Origin of the sequence: Paraburkholderia lebeckiae (assembly GCF_050436325.1) — a bacterium.
In the GTDB taxonomy this organism is placed as follows: Bacteria; Pseudomonadota; Gammaproteobacteria; order Burkholderiales; family Burkholderiaceae; genus Paraburkholderia; species Paraburkholderia tuberum.
Genome location: NZ_JBNDLZ010000003.1, coordinates 2,603,195 through 2,621,133 on the forward strand (window position 1 = coordinate 2,603,195; position 17,939 = coordinate 2,621,133).

At 61.2% G+C, this 17,939-nt stretch carries 16 protein-coding genes; 15 read left to right on the forward strand and 1 reads right to left on the reverse strand.

Annotated features, from left to right (window positions below; all coding sequences use genetic code 11):
* Positions 1-90: 90 nt before the first annotated feature.
* From mnmG to OKW44_RS29940, 14 genes are all read left to right on the forward strand, one after another.
* Positions 91-2,049, forward strand: coding sequence for a tRNA uridine-5-carboxymethylaminomethyl(34) synthesis enzyme MnmG (gene mnmG / locus OKW44_RS29875; RefSeq protein ID WP_018418861.1), 1,959 nt, complete (start codon positions 91-93; stop codon positions 2,047-2,049).
* Positions 2,046-2,729 (forward strand): 16S rRNA (guanine(527)-N(7))-methyltransferase RsmG, encoded by a 684-nt coding sequence (rsmG, locus tag OKW44_RS29880; protein ID WP_018418860.1) that lies wholly within the window; start codon positions 2,046-2,048, stop codon positions 2,727-2,729. Before mnmG ends, rsmG begins: the two co-directional genes overlap by 4 nt.
* 71 nt (positions 2,730-2,800) lie before the next feature.
* Complete coding sequence (locus OKW44_RS29885; RefSeq protein ID WP_018418859.1) at positions 2,801-3,592, forward strand: ParA family protein; 792 nt, start codon at positions 2,801-2,803, stop codon at positions 3,590-3,592.
* An 18-nt stretch (positions 3,593-3,610) separates the two neighbouring features.
* Positions 3,611-4,498: a ParB/RepB/Spo0J family partition protein gene (locus OKW44_RS29890; protein WP_018418858.1), complete on the forward strand. Its 888-nt coding sequence runs from the start codon at positions 3,611-3,613 to the stop codon at positions 4,496-4,498.
* 564 nt (positions 4,499-5,062) lie between these two features.
* On the forward strand, positions 5,063-5,608 hold the full coding sequence (locus tag OKW44_RS29895) for an ATP synthase subunit I (protein ID WP_018418857.1): 546 nt from the start codon (positions 5,063-5,065) through the stop codon (positions 5,606-5,608).
* A gap of 165 nt (positions 5,609-5,773) precedes the next feature.
* Positions 5,774-6,625 carry a F0F1 ATP synthase subunit A gene (gene atpB, locus OKW44_RS29900; RefSeq protein WP_026225522.1) on the forward strand — a complete coding sequence of 284 codons (852 nt, stop codon included), beginning with the start codon at positions 5,774-5,776 and terminating at the stop codon, positions 6,623-6,625.
* Between the two features lie 81 nt (positions 6,626-6,706).
* Entirely contained in the window at positions 6,707-6,976 is a 270-nt protein-coding gene (atpE, locus tag OKW44_RS29905) for a F0F1 ATP synthase subunit C (protein WP_007180033.1), read from the forward strand.
* Positions 6,977-7,112: 136 nt separating this feature from the next.
* A complete protein-coding gene (locus OKW44_RS29910; protein WP_018418855.1) occupies positions 7,113-7,583 on the forward strand; it encodes a F0F1 ATP synthase subunit B in 471 nt (156 codons plus the stop codon).
* Between the two features lie 2 nt (positions 7,584-7,585).
* A complete protein-coding gene (locus OKW44_RS29915) occupies positions 7,586-8,125 on the forward strand; it encodes a F0F1 ATP synthase subunit delta (protein ID WP_018418854.1) in 540 nt (179 codons plus the stop codon).
* 56 nt (positions 8,126-8,181) lie between these two features.
* Positions 8,182-9,723, forward strand: coding sequence for a F0F1 ATP synthase subunit alpha (gene atpA, locus OKW44_RS29920; protein WP_018418853.1), 1,542 nt, complete (start codon positions 8,182-8,184; stop codon positions 9,721-9,723).
* Between the two features lie 140 nt (positions 9,724-9,863).
* Positions 9,864-10,748, forward strand: a complete 885-nt coding sequence (gene atpG / locus OKW44_RS29925; protein WP_026225521.1) for a F0F1 ATP synthase subunit gamma — start codon at positions 9,864-9,866, stop codon at positions 10,746-10,748.
* 100 nt (positions 10,749-10,848) lie between these two features.
* Positions 10,849-12,243 (forward strand): F0F1 ATP synthase subunit beta, encoded by a 1,395-nt coding sequence (gene atpD / locus OKW44_RS29930; protein WP_026225520.1) that lies wholly within the window; start codon positions 10,849-10,851, stop codon positions 12,241-12,243.
* A gap of 158 nt (positions 12,244-12,401) precedes the next feature.
* Positions 12,402-12,827, forward strand: a complete 426-nt coding sequence (locus OKW44_RS29935; protein WP_008917918.1) for a F0F1 ATP synthase subunit epsilon — start codon at positions 12,402-12,404, stop codon at positions 12,825-12,827.
* Positions 12,828-13,055: 228 nt separating this feature from the next.
* Positions 13,056-14,786 carry an AMP-binding protein gene (locus tag OKW44_RS29940; protein WP_018418850.1) on the forward strand — a complete coding sequence of 577 codons (1,731 nt, stop codon included), beginning with the start codon at positions 13,056-13,058 and terminating at the stop codon, positions 14,784-14,786.
* Positions 14,787-15,600: 814 nt separating this feature from the next.
* Here the strand turns inward: OKW44_RS29940 and OKW44_RS29945 are convergent.
* Positions 15,601-16,392: a transporter substrate-binding domain-containing protein gene (locus tag OKW44_RS29945; protein ID WP_018418849.1), complete on the reverse strand. Its 792-nt coding sequence runs from the start codon at positions 16,390-16,392 to the stop codon at positions 15,601-15,603.
* A 291-nt stretch (positions 16,393-16,683) separates the two neighbouring features.
* On the opposite strand from OKW44_RS29945, the gene hemE reads away from it, so the two are divergent.
* Positions 16,684-17,784, forward strand: a complete 1,101-nt coding sequence (gene hemE / locus OKW44_RS29950; protein WP_018418848.1) for a uroporphyrinogen decarboxylase — start codon at positions 16,684-16,686, stop codon at positions 17,782-17,784.
* Positions 17,785-17,939 lie beyond the last annotated feature (155 nt).

Below are 17,939 nucleotides of genomic sequence, written 5' to 3' on the forward strand. Positions count from 1 at the left end.
CGACGAAATTCGGGTCGCAACTGAACCCGTTATAATTCGCCCATACATTTCCTTTGAAGGCTCACGCGACGATCTGGCGTGAGATCCCCGATGCTTTTTCCCACAGAATTTGACGTAATCGTCGTCGGCGGCGGTCATGCCGGCACCGAAGCTGCGTTGGCGTCGGCGCGCATGGGCAACAAAACGCTGCTTTTGACCCATAACATCGAGACCCTTGGTCAGATGAGCTGCAATCCGTCGGTTGGCGGCATTGGCAAAGGCCATCTGGTCAAGGAGGTTGACGCGCTAGGTGGCGCCATGGCGGCCGCCACCGACGAAAGCGGCATCCAGTTTCGGATCCTGAATTCGTCGAAAGGACCGGCGGTCCGCGCGACGCGCGCTCAGGCCGACCGCGTGCTGTACAAGGCCGCGATCCGCCATCGTCTAGAGAATCAGCCGAACCTCTGGCTATTTCAGCAGGCGGCCGACGATCTGATGGTCGAGGGCGACCGCGTGGTCGGGGCCATCACGCAAGTGGGTATTCGTTTCCGGTCTCGCGCAGTGGTGCTGACGGCGGGCACGTTCCTCGACGGCAAGATTCACGTGGGCTTGAACAACTACACCGGCGGACGCGCCGGCGACCCGGCTGCGGTTTCGCTGTCGGCGCGGTTGAAAGAGCTGAAGCTACCGCAGGGCCGGCTTAAGACCGGTACGCCACCGCGAATCGACGGTCGCACGATCGACTATTCGCAGCTGGAAGAGCAGCCCGGCGATCTGGACCCGGTGCCGGTGTTCTCGTTCCTCGGGCGTGTCGAGCAGCACCCGCGCCAAGTGCCGTGCTGGGTCACGCATACGAATCAACGGACACACGACATCATCCGCGGCGGTCTCGATCGTTCGCCGATGTACACGGGCGTGATCGAGGGGGTGGGACCCCGCTATTGCCCGTCGATTGAGGACAAGATTCACCGGTTTGCGTCGAAGGAATCGCATCAGATCTACCTCGAGCCGGAAGGTCTGACGACCAACGAGTTCTATCCGAACGGGATTTCGACGAGCCTGCCCTTCGACGTGCAGCTCGAGCTGGTGCGTTCGATGCGCGGCCTCGAGCATGCGCATATCCTGCGGCCGGGCTACGCGATCGAGTACGACTATTTCGATCCGCGTGGGCTGAAGGCATCGCTAGAAACGAAGGTGATCAGTGGTCTGTTCTTCGCCGGACAGATCAACGGTACGACCGGCTACGAAGAGGCAGCTGCACAGGGCGCTCTGGCCGGCATCAACGCCGGTCTGTTCGTGCAAGGGAAGGAAGCATGGTGTCCGCGTCGCGACCAGGCGTATCTCGGCGTGCTCGTGGACGATCTGGTCACGCGCGGGGTGTCCGAGCCGTACCGGATGTTCACGAGCCGCGCGGAGTACCGTCTGAGCTTGCGCGAAGACAACGCCGATATGCGGCTGACGGAGATCGGGCGCGAATTCGGCGTGGTCGATGACGCCCGCTGGGACGCCTTCAGTCGCAAGCGTGACGCTGTTTCACGTGAAACACAGCGCTTGCGTTCAACCTGGGTTAATCCTAAGACCTTATCGGCAGAAGAGGCGACCGCTTTGCTTGGCAAGCCAATCGACCACGAATACAGTCTCGTGGACCTGCTGCGTCGTCCGGGCGTCAGCTATGACGGCGTCTGCGGGCTGCGTGACGGCACTTGTGGCGCGCCCGAAGCACTTGCGGAAGACCGCGTGCTACTCGCACAAATCAAGGAACAGATCGAAATCGGCGTCAAATATCAGGGGTACATCGACCGACAGGCCGGTGAGATCGAACGCAACGAGGCGCAAGAGAACACGCGTCTGCCTGAAGGGCTGGACTACACCGAGGTGCGTGGGCTGTCGTTCGAAGCTCGCCAGAAGTTGATGCAGTTCCGGCCGGAAACGATCGGACAGGCGTCGCGTATTTCGGGCATCACGCCTGCCGCGATCTCGCTGCTGATGGTCCATCTCAAGCGCGGCCTCGGGCGTCGTCCGTCGAAGTCCGCCGAGCCCGGCGCCGACAGCACGCCGGTGGTTCAATGACGGCAGCGCAGAGGGGAATCGACCAGCAGGCCTTGGCGTCATTGCTGGCGGACGGTGTTCGTGAACTCGGTCTCGAACTCAGCGATGCGCAGCAGCGCAGGTTGCTCGATTACGTCACGCTGCTCGCGAAGTGGAACAACGTCTACAACCTGACAGCGATCCGCGATCCGCAGCAGATGCTAATCCAGCACATTCTCGATTCGCTATCGATCGTGCCGCATCTGGCGCCGCGCGGGCCGTCGTCGGCGCTCGACGTCGGTTCGGGCGGGGGGCTGCCAGGCATCGTGCTTGCGATCGTGCTGCCCGATTGGACCATCACGACGAACGACATCGTCCAGAAGAAGACTGCCTTTCAGTCGCAGGCGAAGGCGGAACTGGGCCTCGCGAACCTATCGGTTGTGACCGGTCGGGTGGAGACGCTGCGGCCTGGCGCCGAAGTACCGGCAAAGTTCGACGTAATCGTCTCGCGCGCGTTCGCAGAACTCTCGGATTTCGTTACACTGGCCCGTCATCTGGTTGCGGAGCAGGGCGCGATCCTGGCGATGAAGGGTGTGCGGCCGGATGCCGAAATCGACCGTCTGCCGGCGGGCGCTCACGTGGAGCAGATTATCCGGCTGAACGTGCCGTCGCTGGACGCCGAGCGGCATCTGATCGAGGTGCGAGTGGACCCCGAAAGCTGACGGCCGCTGCGACCTGTAAGCACACTCAACGATTTTCACTTCATCCAAGCAGCAAAAGGGACACTCCAACGATGGCAAAAATCTTCTGCGTTGCGAACCAGAAGGGCGGCGTCGGCAAGACGACCACCACAGTCAATCTGGCCGCGAGCCTGGCAGCGCAGGGACAGCGAGTCCTTCTCATCGATCTGGACCCGCAAGGCAACGCCACGATGGGCAGCGGTATCGACAAGGCCGAATGTACGAACACGGTCTACGAGGTGCTCGTGGACAACGTGTCGGTGGCCGATGCGCGCGTGCGGCCCGATGCGGTCGGATACGACGTGCTTCCCGCGAACCGTGAGCTCGCGGGCGCCGAGGTCGAACTCGTCAGCATGCAGAATCGCGAGCGTCAACTGAAGGCGGCGCTCGCCGGGGTCGAGGGCGAGTACGATTTCGTGCTGATCGATTGCCCGCCGGCTTTGTCACTGCTGACGCTCAACGGACTATGCGCCGCGCACGGCGTCGTCATTCCGATGCAGTGCGAATACTTCGCCCTCGAAGGGCTGTCCGACCTCGTCAACACGATCAAGCAGGTCCACGCGAATCTGAATCGAGACCTCAAGGTGATCGGTCTGCTGCGCGTCATGTTCGATCCGCGCATCACGTTGCAACAGCAAGTCTCGGATCAATTGAAAGAGCACTTTGGCGACAAGGTCTTCGACGCCGTGATTCCACGCAACGTGCGATTGGCCGAGGCGCCCAGCTACGGGCTGCCCGGTGTGGTGTTCGACAGGGCGTCGCGAGGCGCGCAGGCGTACGTGCAGTTCGGCGTCGAAATGATTGAGCGGGTGCGCGCGCTGAATGACGCGCCCCAGGCATCCTAAGCGGATCGAGGAAGCACGATGAACGCAGTAGCAAGAAAGAAGGGACTGGGCCGCGGTCTGGAGGCATTGCTCGGCGGCACCGCCGATATCACCGAGGCAGCGGTGATCGACGGCGCGCCGAACGTATTGCCGCTCGGCAAGATGCAGGCGGGCAAATACCAGCCGCGCATGCGCATGGACGAAGGCGCGCTGCAGGAGCTTGCGGCCAGCATCCGCGCGCAAGGGCTGATGCAGCCGATTCTCGTGCGTCCGATCGCGGCAGATCGCTATGAGATCATCGCGGGGGAGCGGCGTTTTCGCGCGGCGCGGCTCGCAGGCCTCGACGAGGTGCCGGTGCTTGTGAAGGACGTGCCCGACCAGGCCGCCGCGGCGATGGCGCTGATCGAAAACATCCAGCGCGAGGATCTGAATCCCCTCGAAGAGGCCCAAGGTATCCAGCGCCTGCTCGACGAGTTCAATTTCACGCATGAGCAAGCGGCAGAGTCGGTGGGCCGTTCGCGCAGCGCGGTGTCGAACCTGCTGCGTCTGCTGAATCTTGCGACACCGGTACAGACGATGTTGCTCGCCGGCGATCTCGACATGGGCCACGCTCGCGCGCTGCTCGCCGTCGACGCTGCGACGCAGATCACGCTGGCCAACCAGGTCGTCAACAAGCGCCTGTCTGTGCGCGAGACGGAAAAGCTGGTTGCGATGACCACGAAGGTGACGCCGGCGGTCAAGGCCCGCGCGAATCCGGACGGCGGCCGTGACACGCGACGCCTGGAAGAGGAACTGTCGGACCTGCTGTCCGCGACGGTGAAAATCAAGCTCGGCCGACGCGGTCGCGGCCAGGTGCTGGTGGACTTCGGCGATCTCGACGCGCTGGAAGGCATTCTGGTTCGTTTGCGCGGGAACGCGAACGTCTGAGCGCAGATTGGCGCTCAGCAGGCAAGGGTGATGAACGGCTGGCGGCCTGTGCATGAGCACTGCCGCGAGTTGGTCTACCTCGGTGCGAGCGACTATTGTGGATTCCAAAACAACCGATGCACGAATAATCAGGAATCCTAGCTTCAGGCACTCCACATCCGCGCGATAATAATCCTGACGAGCCGCTGTCAAAAGCGGCGCGATCATCATCGAAATTTGCCGTGAGGTTGATTCAGCTCAATAGAAGAGCTGTCCCGTAAAAGAGGCATTTGTTGCATTTTCGAGACGTCTGCCGCAGCGTCGAAACGCACCGCCAACGAGCTTCGATCCACGCGACCACCCGCCCGGGTTTTGCCGCCCCTCGCCCGCCTTACATTTGACGTGTTTCGCGTCGTTAGCGTACGTTTTACCGCATCGTGAGGGGAAGTTTCACGCGATTATAGGCTGACCTAAAGCCTTGAATTGCCTGCAACTATCGCTTACAATCGCCCGGATTTAATTGCACGGCAACCCCGTAAGCGCTGCGTAAACTCGCGGGCTGAACGAGACTTTCGGAACATTGCGATGGCGGTCAAAACGTCGAATCTGTCGCCGGAGAATGGTGACGACAGACACCGCGCTGAACGCTCCGCACCCGAGATGTCCTCCAGTCGGCAGCTCGATCCGGCCGAAGCGTGGGATGACGCGCAGGAAGATAACAATATCGTTCCGCTCACGCGGGCCGAGGCGGAAAAGCTGTTTGGTCCCGGCGTGGGTCGTCCATCGCGCGTGACCCCGTTCAAGGTCGTCGCAGCGCAAATGGTTTTGTCCCTGGTTGCAACGCTGTTGTGGTGGCTGTTCTACAAGCCGCCGGGCGCTGCTGCGCTGTCCGCGTTCCTCGGGGGGGCGATCTGCTGGGTGCCGGGCGCGTTGTTCGCGGCACGACTGAAAAAGCAGGGCGGCGCCGAGACCGTGATGAGCTGGATGATCGGCGAAGCACTCAAGATGGGGACAACGATTGCGATGTTTGTCGCAATCGCCTTCTGGTATCACGACGTACGCTGGATTCCGCTGCTCGTGACCTACCTCATCGCGCTGAAGACTTACTGGATCGCCTTGGCGTGGCGCTAAGGTAGCAGCACAAAAAATAGCAGCAAAAAGAATTTAAGGCCGGCGCGTAGCGCCGGCACGGGTGTGCGGATGAGACAGGGCCCGCACCCGGTGCGTTCCCGCAACACAGTATTCCGGCGGGAGCGGCCTCGAACGATTTTCGACAATTTGGGTGGCTTTAACGATATGGCAGCTAGCGAAGGCACGCGCGCAATGGATCCGTCCGAGTACATCGCGCACCACTTGCAGAACTTTTCCACCGCACACCAGACGTCGATTTTCGACATCCATGTGTGGAATCTCGACACCCTTTTCTGGTCGATCGTGTGCGGCCTTGTCACGATTTTCGTGCTGCATCTGGCAGCCCGCAAGGCAACGGCCGGCGTGCCGGGCCGCTTCCAATGCGCGATCGAAATGCTGGTCGAAATGGTCGAGGATCAATCCAAGGCGATGATCCACGGCTCGCGCACCTTCATCGCGCCGCTCGCGCTGACCGTGTTCGTCTGGGTCGCGCTGATGAACTCGCTCGACTTCATTCCCGTCGACCTGCCGGGCCGTGTGATCGGCTGGCTGGGTCTGTCCGAAGCCATCCCGCACCACCGCATCGTGCCGACCGCCGACCTCAACGGCACGATCGGCATCGCGCTCGGCGTGTTCGTGCTGATGATTTACTACAACTTCAAGATCAAGGGCGCTGGCGGCTTCGTGCATGAACTGCTGTCCGCTCCGTTCGGCGCGCATCCGCTTCTGTGGATCCCGAACCTGGCACTGAACATCATCGAGTTCGTCGCGAAGACGGTCTCGCTCGGCATGCGGCTGTTCGGCAACATGTACGCGGGCGAACTGTTGTTCCTGCTGATTGCCCTGCTCGGCAGCCTCTGGAGCTTCGGCGCGGACACGACGGTGCTTGGCTTCATCGGCCACGTGGTCGCCGGCACAGTGTGGTCGATCTTCCACATCCTGATCGTTCTGCTGCAGGCGTTCATTTTCATGATGCTGACGCTGGTATACATCGGCCAGGCACACGACACGCACTAACCTGCGCTGTCGGCAAAGAATCGTAGTTTTCTAAATCCCAGTTCCAACCAGTTCTAAAAGACTTTTCACAAAGGAGTGATCATGCAAGCTTTCATCGCCAACATCCAGGGTCTGACCGCCATCGGTATCGGCATCATCATCGGCCTGGGTGCTATCGGCGCCTGTATCGGTATCGGTCTGATGGGCGGCAAGTACATTGAAGCGTGCGCCCGTCAACCGGAACTGATGAACCCGCTGCAAACCAAGATGTTCCTGCTGGCTGGTCTGATCGATGCGGCGTTCCTGATTGGCGTTGGTGTGGCAATGCTGTTTGCGTTCGCGAACCCGCTGCTCTCGAAGCTGGCAGGCTGAGGTTCCTCGGAGGTTTGCGCCTGAGCTATAACTGGTAAAGGCGCAGGGCGGGACGGGTACTGGGGCGCTGATCGAGCAGAATCGATGAGCGCCTTGCCGTTTCACTTTCCGAACAAGCAACGTTTAAGGAAACACCGTGAATCTCAACGCAACCCTGTTTGCGCAAATGGTCGTGTTCCTGATCCTCGCGTGGTTCACGATGAAATTCGTGTGGCCGCCGCTGATCAACGCCATCGACGAGCGCGCGAAGAAGATCGCCGACGGTCTGTCCGCCGCGGAAAAGGGCAAGCAGGAACTCGAAGCCGCTCACAAGCGCGTCGACCAGGAGCTGGCTCAGGCTCGCAACGACGGCCAGCAACGCATCGCCGACGCTGAAAAGCGCGCGGTCGCAGTCGCCGACGAAATCAAGGCTCAGGCGCAGTCGGAAGCCGCCCGCATCATTGCGCAGGCGAAGGCCGACGCGGACCAGCAAGTCGTGAAGGCGCGCGAGACGCTGCGTGGCGAAGTCGCTGCACTCGCTGTGAAGGGCGCTGAACAGATCCTGAAGCGCGAAGTCGACCAGGCGGCTCATGCTGACCTGCTGAATCAACTGAAAGCAGAGCTCTGATCATGGCCGAACTTGCAACCATCGCCCGTCCGTACGCGGAAGCGCTGTTTGGCGTGGCCGAAGCTGGTGACATCGCCGCCTGGTCCACGCTCGTGCAGGAGCTGGCACAGGTTGCGCGTCTGCCCGAAGTGCTGTCGATCGCCTCGAGCCCGAAAGTGAGTCGCGCCCAGGTTAGCGATCTGCTGCTGGCTGCGGTCAAGTCGCCGCTCAAGGACAACGCGCAAGCGAAGAATCTGGTGCAGATGCTGGTGGACAACCATCGCCTGCAGCTGCTGCCGGAAATCGCCTCGCAGTTCGAAGAGTTGAAGAACGCCCGCGAAGGGGCAGCAGATGTGCTGATCGTCAGCGCATTCCCGCTCGAAGGTGCGCAGTTGAACGAACTCGTCGCAAGCCTCGAACGCAAGTTCAAGCGTAAGCTGAAACCGACGGTCGAAGTCGATCACTCGCTGATCGGCGGCGTACGCGTGACGATCGGCGACGAAGTGCTCGATACCTCGGTCCGCGCGCGGCTCGCCAGCATGCAAACGGCTCTGACGGCCTGAAGCGCTTCGCGTTTTGGCGGCTGGCACGCAACAGAATTGACTATCAGGAGCGAATAATGCAACTCAATCCCTCTGAGATCAGCGAGCTGATCAAGAGCCGGATCCAGGGCCTTGAAGCGAGCGCAGACGTTCGCAACCAGGGCACCGTGATCTCCGTGACCGACGGTATCGTGCGCATCCACGGCCTGTCGGAAGTGATGCAGGGCGAAATGCTCGAATTCCCGGGCAACACCTTCGGTCTCGCGCTGAACCTCGAGCGCGACTCGGTCGGCGCCGTGATTCTTGGTGAGTTCGAACACATTTCGGAAGGCGACATCGTCAAGACGACGGGCCGCATTCTCGAAGTGCCGGTGGGTCCGGAACTGCTCGGCCGTGTGGTCGACACACTCGGCAACCCGATCGACGGCAAAGGCCCGATCAACGCGAAGAAGACCGACGCAATCGAAAAGATTGCACCGGGCGTGATCTGGCGTAAGTCGGTTTCGGAACCGGTCCAGACCGGTCTGAAGTCGATCGACGCGATGGTGCCGATCGGCCGTGGCCAGCGTGAGCTGATCATCGGCGATCGTCAGTGCGGCAAGACCGCGGTCGCAGTCGACGCGATCATCAACCAGAAGGGCAAGAACCTCGTTTGTATCTACGTCGCGATTGGCCAGAAGGCTTCGTCGATCGTGAACGTGGTGCGTAAGCTCGAAGAATCGGGCGCGCTCGAATATACGATCGTCGTGGCCGCTTCGGCTTCGGATTCGGCCGCAATGCAATACCTCGCGCCGTACGCCGGCTGCACGATGGGCGAATACTTCCGCGATCGCGGCCAGGACGCGCTGATCGTTTACGACGACTTGACCAAGCAGGCTTGGGCATACCGTCAGATCTCGCTGCTGCTGCGCCGCCCGCCGGGCCGTGAAGCTTACCCGGGTGACGTGTTCTATCTGCACTCGCGTCTGCTCGAGCGCGCTGCTCGCGTCTCGGAAGAGTACGTCGAGAAGTTCACCAATGGTGAAGTGAAGGGCAGGAGCGGTTCGCTGACGGCATTGCCGGTCATCGAAACGCAGGCAGGCGATGTGACCGCATTCGTTCCGACGAACGTGATCTCGATTACCGACGGCCAGATCTTCCTTGAAACCGACCTCTTCAACGCAGGTATCCGCCCGGCAATTAACGCTGGCGTGTCGGTGTCGCGTGTGGGTGGCGCGGCTCAAACGAAGGTCGTGAAGAAGCTGTCGGGCGGTATCCGTACAGACCTCGCGCAGTACCGTGAACTCGCTGCGTTCGCGCAGTTCGCATCGGACCTCGACGAAGCGACCCGCAAGCAGCTCGAGCGCGGCCGCCGCGTGACGGAACTGCTGAAGCAGCCGCAGTATCAGCCGCTGCAGGTGTGGGAACTGGCTGTGTCGCTGTTCGCGGCGAACAACGGCTATCTCGACGACCTCGAAGTTGCTCAAGTCCTGCCGTTCGAAAAGGGCCTGCGCGACCACCTGAAGTCGAGCCATGCCGACCTGGTCAAGCGTATCGAAGATACCAAGGAACTCTCGAAGGACGACGAAGGCCTGCTGCACACGGCCGTCAAAGACTTCAAGAAGTCCGGCGCTTATTGATCCGCGAGTGATCCGCAAGGCATAAACGGACCTTGAAGCGGCGCGGGCCGCATGCGAATGCTCCCGCGCTACTTCGGCCGCATTGCATGGGACCCGAGTAAGCGCTAAAGCGCTAACTCGGGCCGACAAAGGAGCAAGCAATGGCTGGAATGAAGGAAATTCGCGGCAAGATCAAGAGCGTGCAAAACACGCGCAAGATCACGAAAGCGATGGAGATGGTGGCCGCATCGAAGATGCGCCGCGCTCAGGAGCGCATGCGCGCTGCTCGCCCGTATGCCGACAAGGTCCGCGATATCGCCGCGCACATGAGCCGTGCGAACCCGGAGTATCGTCACCCGTTCATGGTGTCGAACGAAGGCGCGAAGGCGGCCGGCGTCATCCTCGTCACGACTGATAAAGGTCTGTGCGGCGGGATGAACACCAACGTGCTGCGTGCGTCGGTGCAGAAGTTCAAGGAACTGGAAGGCCAGGGCAAGACGATCGAGGCAACCGCGATCGGCAGCAGGGGCTTGGGCTTCCTGAACCGACTGCAGGCGAAAGTCGTGTCGAACGTCGTGCAACTGGGCGATACGCCGCATCTGGAAAAACTGATCGGCGCTGTGAAGGTGCAACTCGACCTGTATTCGGAAGGGAAGATTTCGGCGGTGTACCTCGCGTACACGCGCTTCGTCAACACGATGAAGCAGGAGCCGGTGATCGAGCAACTGCTGCCATTGTCGGCGGACCAGTTCGAGCGCACGGAAGAAGACGGTACGACGCCGAGCACGCAGTGGGACTACATCTACGAGCCGGATGCGCAGGCAGTGGTTGACGAACTGCTGGTGCGTTATGTCGAAGCGCTGGTCTATCAGGCCGTCGCGGAAAACATGGCATCGGAGCAGTCGGCCCGCATGGTCGCGATGAAAGCCGCTTCGGACAACGCGAAGACGGTCATCAACGATCTGCAGTTGGTCTACAACAAGAGCCGTCAGGCCGCGATCACGAAAGAACTGTCGGAAATCGTCGGTGGAGCGGCGGCCGTCTGACCCCGGTCGGCAGGTCGTTGCGTGTGCGCCCGAGCGGCGCACCCATCGGAGAAACTGCGCCTTTGCGCGAGTGAAGAATTGAGTATCTAAAGGAAAAGCGATGAGTACTACTGCTTTGGTAGAAGGCAAGATCGTACAGTGCATCGGCGCGGTGATCGACGTGGAATTTCCGCGTGAAACCATGCCGAAGATCTACGACGCGCTCATTCTGGAAGGTTCGGAACTGACGCTCGAAGTCCAGCAGCAGCTGGGCGACGGCGTGGTCCGTACCATCTGTCTGGGTGCTTCGGATGGTCTGCGCCGCGGCACGATCGTCAAGAACACGGGCAACCCGATCAGCGTGCCGGTCGGCAAGCCGACCCTCGGCCGTATCATGGACGTGCTTGGCCGTCCGATCGACGAAGCCGGCCCGATCTCGAGCGACACCACGCGTGCGATCCACCAGAAGGCTCCGGCGTTCGACCAACTGTCGCCGTCGACCGAGCTGCTCGAAACCGGCATCAAGGTTATCGACCTGATCTGCCCGTTCGCAAAGGGCGGTAAAGTGGGTCTGTTCGGTGGCGCCGGCGTGGGCAAGACCGTGAACATGATGGAACTGATCAACAACATCGCGAAGGAACACGGCGGTTACTCCGTGTTCGCCGGTGTGGGCGAGCGTACCCGCGAAGGGAACGACTTCTATCATGAAATGAAGGACTCGAACGTTCTCGACAAGGTCGCGCTGGTGTACGGCCAGATGAACGAGCCGCCGGGCAACCGTCTGCGCGTCGCGCTGACCGGCCTGACGATGGCCGAGCACTTCCGTGACGAAGGCCTCGACGTGCTGTTCTTCGTCGACAACATCTACCGTTTCACGCTGGCCGGTACGGAAGTGTCGGCACTGCTCGGACGTATGCCGTCGGCAGTGGGCTATCAGCCGACGCTGGCTGAAGAAATGGGTAAGCTCCAGGAGCGTATTACGTCGACCAAGACTGGCTCGATCACCTCGGTGCAGGCCGTGTACGTCCCTGCGGACGACTTGACCGACCCGTCGCCGGCTACGACCTTCGGCCACCTCGACGCAACCGTCGTGCTGTCGCGTGACATCGCCTCGCTCGGTATCTATCCCGCGGTGGATCCGCTCGATTCGACCTCGCGTCAGATCGACCCGCACGTGATCGGCGAAGAGCATTACTCGATCACGCGCGGCGTGCAGCAAACGCTGCAACGCTACAAGGAACTGCGCGACATTATCGCGATTCTGGGCATGGACGAACTCGCGCCGGAAGACAAGCTCGCCGTCGCGCGCGCTCGTAAGATTCAGCGTTTTCTGTCGCAGCCGTTCCACGTCGCCGAAGTGTTCACGGGTTCGCCGGGCAAGTACGTGCCGCTGAAGGAAACGATCCGTGGCTTCAAGATGATCGTCGAAGGCGAGTGCGACCACCTGCCGGAGCAAGCGTTCTACATGGTCGGCACGATCGACGAAGCCTTCGAAAAGGCCAAGAAGATCCAGTAAAGGTCGGGTGTAACGAAGCGAGCGCCGGCCTCGCGCATCACGGCCGCCAAAACGGTAGTGTTGCGCAAAGCCAGCGTCTCTCATTACGCTCAACCCGCCTTGCATGGGACGGGAGTCAGCACTAAAGCGCTAACTCTCGTCGACAGGAGTCGACACATATGGCAACCATTAAAGTAGACGTCGTCAGCGCGGAAGAGGAAATCTTCTCAGGCCAGGCGAAGTTCGTCGCGCTGCCAGGCGAAGCGGGTGAACTCGGCATTCTGCCGGGCCACACGCCGCTCATCACGCGGATCCGTCCGGGTGCGGTGCGCATCGAAGTTGAAAACGGCGAAGAAGAGTTTGTGTTCGTCGCCGGCGGCATCCTCGAAGTCCAGCCGGGCGCAGTGACGGTCCTCGCCGACACCGCGATTCGCGGCAAGGATCTCGACGAAGCCAAGGCCGAAGACGCACGCAAGCGTGCGGAAGAGGCGCTGCAGAACACGGGCTCGAACCTCGAGTACGCGACCGCACAGGCGGAACTTGCGTACGCGACGGCGCAACTCGCGGCAATCCAGCGTCTGCGCAAGCTGCGCGGCCAGCACTAAAGCAGCACGTAGTAGAAGAAAGCAGCCCGCGCGGCTGCTTTTTTTTTGATATCTAGTTGACGTTTACGTAAAGGTCGGCAAAATCCAAAGGGATGGAGATACGGACGGTCGCCGCGGTCGATGCGACGCGGTGCGGGTAAGACTTGATGCCGGCCGGATACGCGCCGGTGCACAATCGATTTCAAATTCATTTCAATCGAGCGCGCTTGCGCTCACGGAGACAACACCATGGCAACGCATAGCCCAGGAGAAGGTGCGCTCATCGAACCCGCGGATGGACTGTCGTATGTGCGCGGGTCGACTGAAAATCCGTTGAGCGAAGCGACCGTCGGCGAGCTTCTGCGCGATACCGCGGTGCGCTTTCCCGATCGGCCGGCCGTGGTGTTTCGGGAGCAGCGCATCCGCTGGACATGGAGCGAATTCGCACAGGAAGTGGATGTGCTTGCGTCCGGGCTGCTTGCACTCGGCATCGCGAAGGGCGATCGCGTTGGCATATGGTCGCCGAACCGCGTCGAGTGGCTGCTGACGCAGTTCGCGACCGCGCGCATCGGCGCAATCCTCGTCAACATCAATCCTGCCTATCGGCTCGCGGAACTCGAATACGCGCTGAACAAGGTCGGTTGCAAGGCGATCGTCACCGCCGAGCGCTTCAAGACGTCGATGTACCTCGAGATGCTGCAGGAACTCGCGCCCGAATTGGCGACGCAGCCGCCGGGCGAACTGCATGCCGCGCGGCTGCCGGAACTGCGCTACGTGATCCGCATGTGCGACACGGAGACGCCAGGCATGCTGAGCTTTTCCGACGTAATCGAGCGTGGCCGTGCGTCGTTCGACGCCACTCGGCTCGATGCGGTCGACGCGACGCTGTCGTGCCGGGAGCCGATCAACATCCAGTTCACGAGCGGCACGACGGGCAATCCGAAGGGCGCGACGCTGACGCATCGCAACGTCGTGAACAACGCGCGCTATATCGCGATGGCGATGCGGCTCAGCGAGCAGGACGGCCTGTGCATTCCAGTGCCGCTGTACCACTGCTTCGGGATGGTGCTGGCGGTGCTCGCGTGCGTGTCGGTCGGCGCGAACATGGTGTTTCCGGGCGAGGGCTTCGATCCGGCCGCGACACTCACCGCGACCGCGGAGGAGAAGTGCACCGCGCTGCACGGCGTCCCGACGATGTTCATCGCAGAACTCGACCATCCTACCTTCGCCTCATACGACTTCTCGCGGCTGCGCACCGGCATCATGGCGGGCTCGCCGTGCCCGATCGAGACGATGAAGAAGGTCGTCTCGAAGATGCACCTGAGCGAGATCACGATCGCCTACGGCATGACGGAAACCAGCCCAGTGTCGTTCCAGAGCTCGACGACCGATCCGCTCGACAAGCGTACGACGACAGTGGGGCGCATCCAGCCGCATCTCGAAGTGAAAATCGTCGATCCGCTCGGCAATATCGTGCCGGTCGGCGAAACGGGCGAGCTATGCACGCGCGGCTACTCGGTGATGCTCGGTTACTGGGGGGACGACGCGAAGACGCACGAAAGTATCGTCGACGGCTGGATGCACACGGGCGACCTCGCGACGCTCGACGCCGAAGGCTATTGCAACATCGTTGGCCGGCTGAAGGACATGCTGATTCGCGGCGGCGAAAACATCTATCCGCGCGAGATCGAGGAGTTTCTGTTCCGCCACCCGAAGATCCAGAGCGTGCAGGTGTTCGGCGTGCCCGATACCAGGTATGGCGAAGAAGTATGCGCGTGGATCGTGCTGCGGACCGGCGAACAGGCGACCGCAGAAGAAATCCAGCAGTTCTGCCAGGGACAGATTGCGCACTACAAGGTGCCGCGATATATCCGCTTCGTCGATGAACTGCCGATGACCGTGACCGGCAAGGTGCAAAAATTCGTGATGCGCGAACGGATGATCGGCGAGTTGAAACTCAGAGAGGACAAGACGGCATAACGCCGCCGCAGCACACTGCGCAGCCAAATATGCCAAATAGGTACGATAGAACAGGAGTTGCGCGGCGAGGATTCGTCGCGCGCAAACGTTTGAGCAGGCGAAAAAAAAGCGGGCCTGGAGCCCGCTAAAAACCACACGCTACGGGGTTAGCGCGAGGAGACCAAAGATGGGACGGTTGTCACGACGACCCTGCGTCGATGACGGCCCCAGCAGGGATGCCCCTTCACAGGGCTTCGGCAAGCGCCGACCGGCAAGTGCATCGTATCCGCTCACACCACGCACACAGCCACATCCGTGTTGAAACCGTTGAGGGCATTGTGGGCGAATTACCCTATGAACGCGGTAACAAAGTGTTTCAGGTTGTAACGCCCGCCAGATAAGGCGCTGCGGGATTTATTGCCAAAATGAGACCTTTAAATCGTAGTTATTACCGATGACTACGCCGCAATTTAATACGCATGATTGATACCATTCATGACGCTTGGTGCAGCAGAGATTGGGTCACTCATCAGCGTGAAATGGTTGCGTCTGCAGCGTTCGAGCGACGAATTTCCTGCGGAACCAGCGCTGTGACCCTGCCCCGAAATACGTCGCAATCTGATGAAAAACCTGTGATGCAATGCAGCAAAGCGAATCCGCTTGTGCGGCGTATTGGAAAGGGGCGCATCGCTGCACCCTCGACCTGATCCGGACAGTTATTAACCCGTCGATGTCGCCCCTCGTTACATCATCGCCGGCACCAAATCTCCCAGGCGTGCGCAGGCCGCCCCCGCGATCAGTCAGCAGCTGACGGCCTCCAACGGACACGGTCGGCTTACTTCAACCACTTGTCCGAGATAGCCTGATACTCGCCGGACGCTCGAGCGAGATGCAGCCACTGATCGACGTATTGCTGGAACGCGACATCCCCGCGCGGTAGCAACCAGGCCTTCTCGCCGTACTGGAACGGCTTGTCCGGATGCACCGAGCAGAGGCCGGGATTGAGTTTCTGCTGCAGCAGCGTTTCCGACGCATCCGTCACCATCACGTCCGCCTTGCCCGCGAGGATCTGCTTGAAGATCGTCACGTTGTCCGGATAAACGGTGAGGTTTGCGTGCGTGAAGTATTGCTTCGCGAACTTCTCGTTGGTGCCCCCCGGATTGACGATCACTCGTGTGGACGGTTGATCGATCTGCGCGACCGTCTGATATTTGTTGACGTCGTCGCAACGGACGATCGGCGTTTTGCCGTCGATCATGTAAGCCTGTGTGAAGAACGCATGCTTCTGGCGCTCGAGCGTCGGCGACACACCGCCAATGCCGATGTCGCACTTTGCGACGAAGTCGTTCATCAGGTTCGACCACGACGTCTTGACGAACTCGACCTGCACGCCGAGCGACTTCGCGAGCGATTCCGCCATGTCGATATCGATGCCCTCGAAGTGGCCATCGCCCCTGTAGAACGAATACGGCTTGTAGTCGCCGGTAGTGCAAGCGCGCAGCGTGCCGCGGCTGATGATGTCGTCGAGCCTGGACGGCGCGGGCGTGGCGTTTTGCGCGCTGGCGACGCCGACGTGCATCAGGACGCCGGCGAGCGCGCCGAGCATTGCGAGTGCTGCCTTCTTCATCGAGTCTCCCGGTGTGTAGTGTGTAATTCATCGGTAAAGCTGTCGGATAGTAGCTTGGCAGCGCGGGCTTGAACATCGGCCGTTCAGCCAGGGCGACCCAGGCAGCGGAAGGCAGCGACCCTGACCCGTGCGCGCAGCGGCGGCCGGTAGCTGATCGAGGTGCGTCCGAGCTGCTTCCCGCCCGCTTCCCACGAGGTGCCATCGCAACATTGATTACCCCGCGACGCGCGATGTCCGGAGCCGCCTCCGGTAAAATGCTCCTTTGCCCTCAGCTCTTCAGTCGCACGCAACGTGGCCCATCAAATCCTGAACGACACTTTTCTGCGCGCGCTGCTGCGCCAGCCCACCGACTACACGCCAGTCTGGCTGATGCGGCAGGCTGGCCGCTATCTGCCGGAATACAACGCCACGCGCGGCCGCGCGGGCAGTTTCCTCGGTCTCGCGAAGAACCCGGCTTTCGCGACGGAAGTCACCTTGCAGCCCCTCGATCGCTACCCGCTCGACGCCGCGATCCTGTTCTCCGACATCCTGACCGTGCCCGACGCGATGGGTCTCGGTCTCGAGTTCGTCAACGGCGAAGGGCCGAGATTTTCCCGTCCAGTGCGCACCGAAGACGACGTCGCGCGCCTCGCGGTGCCCGACATCGACGCGACACTGCGCTACGTGACCGACGCCGTGCGTGAAATCCGCTCGGCGCTGAAGGACGCGCAAGGCCGCCAGCGCGTGCCTCTGATCGGCTTCTCAGGCAGTCCGTGGACGCTTGCGTGCTACATGGTGGAAGGCGGCGGCTCGGCGGACTTTCGCACCGTCAAATCGATGCTGTACGCGCGTCCCGATCTGCTGCAACGGATTCTCGAGGTCAACGCGCGCTCGGTCGCGGCATATCTGAACGCGCAGATCGAAGCTGGCGCGCAAGCGGTGATGATTTTCGACACATGGGGCGGAGCGCTCGCCGACGGCATCTATCAGCGCTTTTCGCTGCGCTACATCGAGCAGGTGGTCAGTCAGCTGAAGCGCGAACACGACGGCGAAAAAGTGCCCGTAATCGCATTCACGAAAGGTGGCGGCCTGTGGCTCGACGACATCGCCGCAAGCGGCGTCGACGCGGTGGGCCTCGACTGGACCGTGAACCTCGGCAAGGCGCGCGAACGTGTCGGTGGCAAGGTGGCGCTTCAGGGCAACATCGATCCGTCGGTGCTGTTTGCGCCGCCTGCCGCGATCCGCATGGAAGCGCGCGCGGTGCTTGACAGTTTCGGCAATTATCCCGGCCACGTTTTCAATCTGGGTCACGGCATTTCACAGTTCACGCCGCCAGAGCATGTTTCTGAACTGGTCGACGAAGTGCATCGTCACAGCCGCGCTATTCGTAGTGGTGCACATACGCCCGCGTGAGACTGTAATCATTACCGTTTCTTGTTGCATTGCAGCGAATTGGGCTCTCGCCCTAAGGACCGCAGGTCCGCGAAGAGGCCGCCAGATGGTGGTCTTAGGAAAGTCAAGAGCCGACTTATGCACACTTCGCACGCTGCGGCGCGGCAGAGACTTTA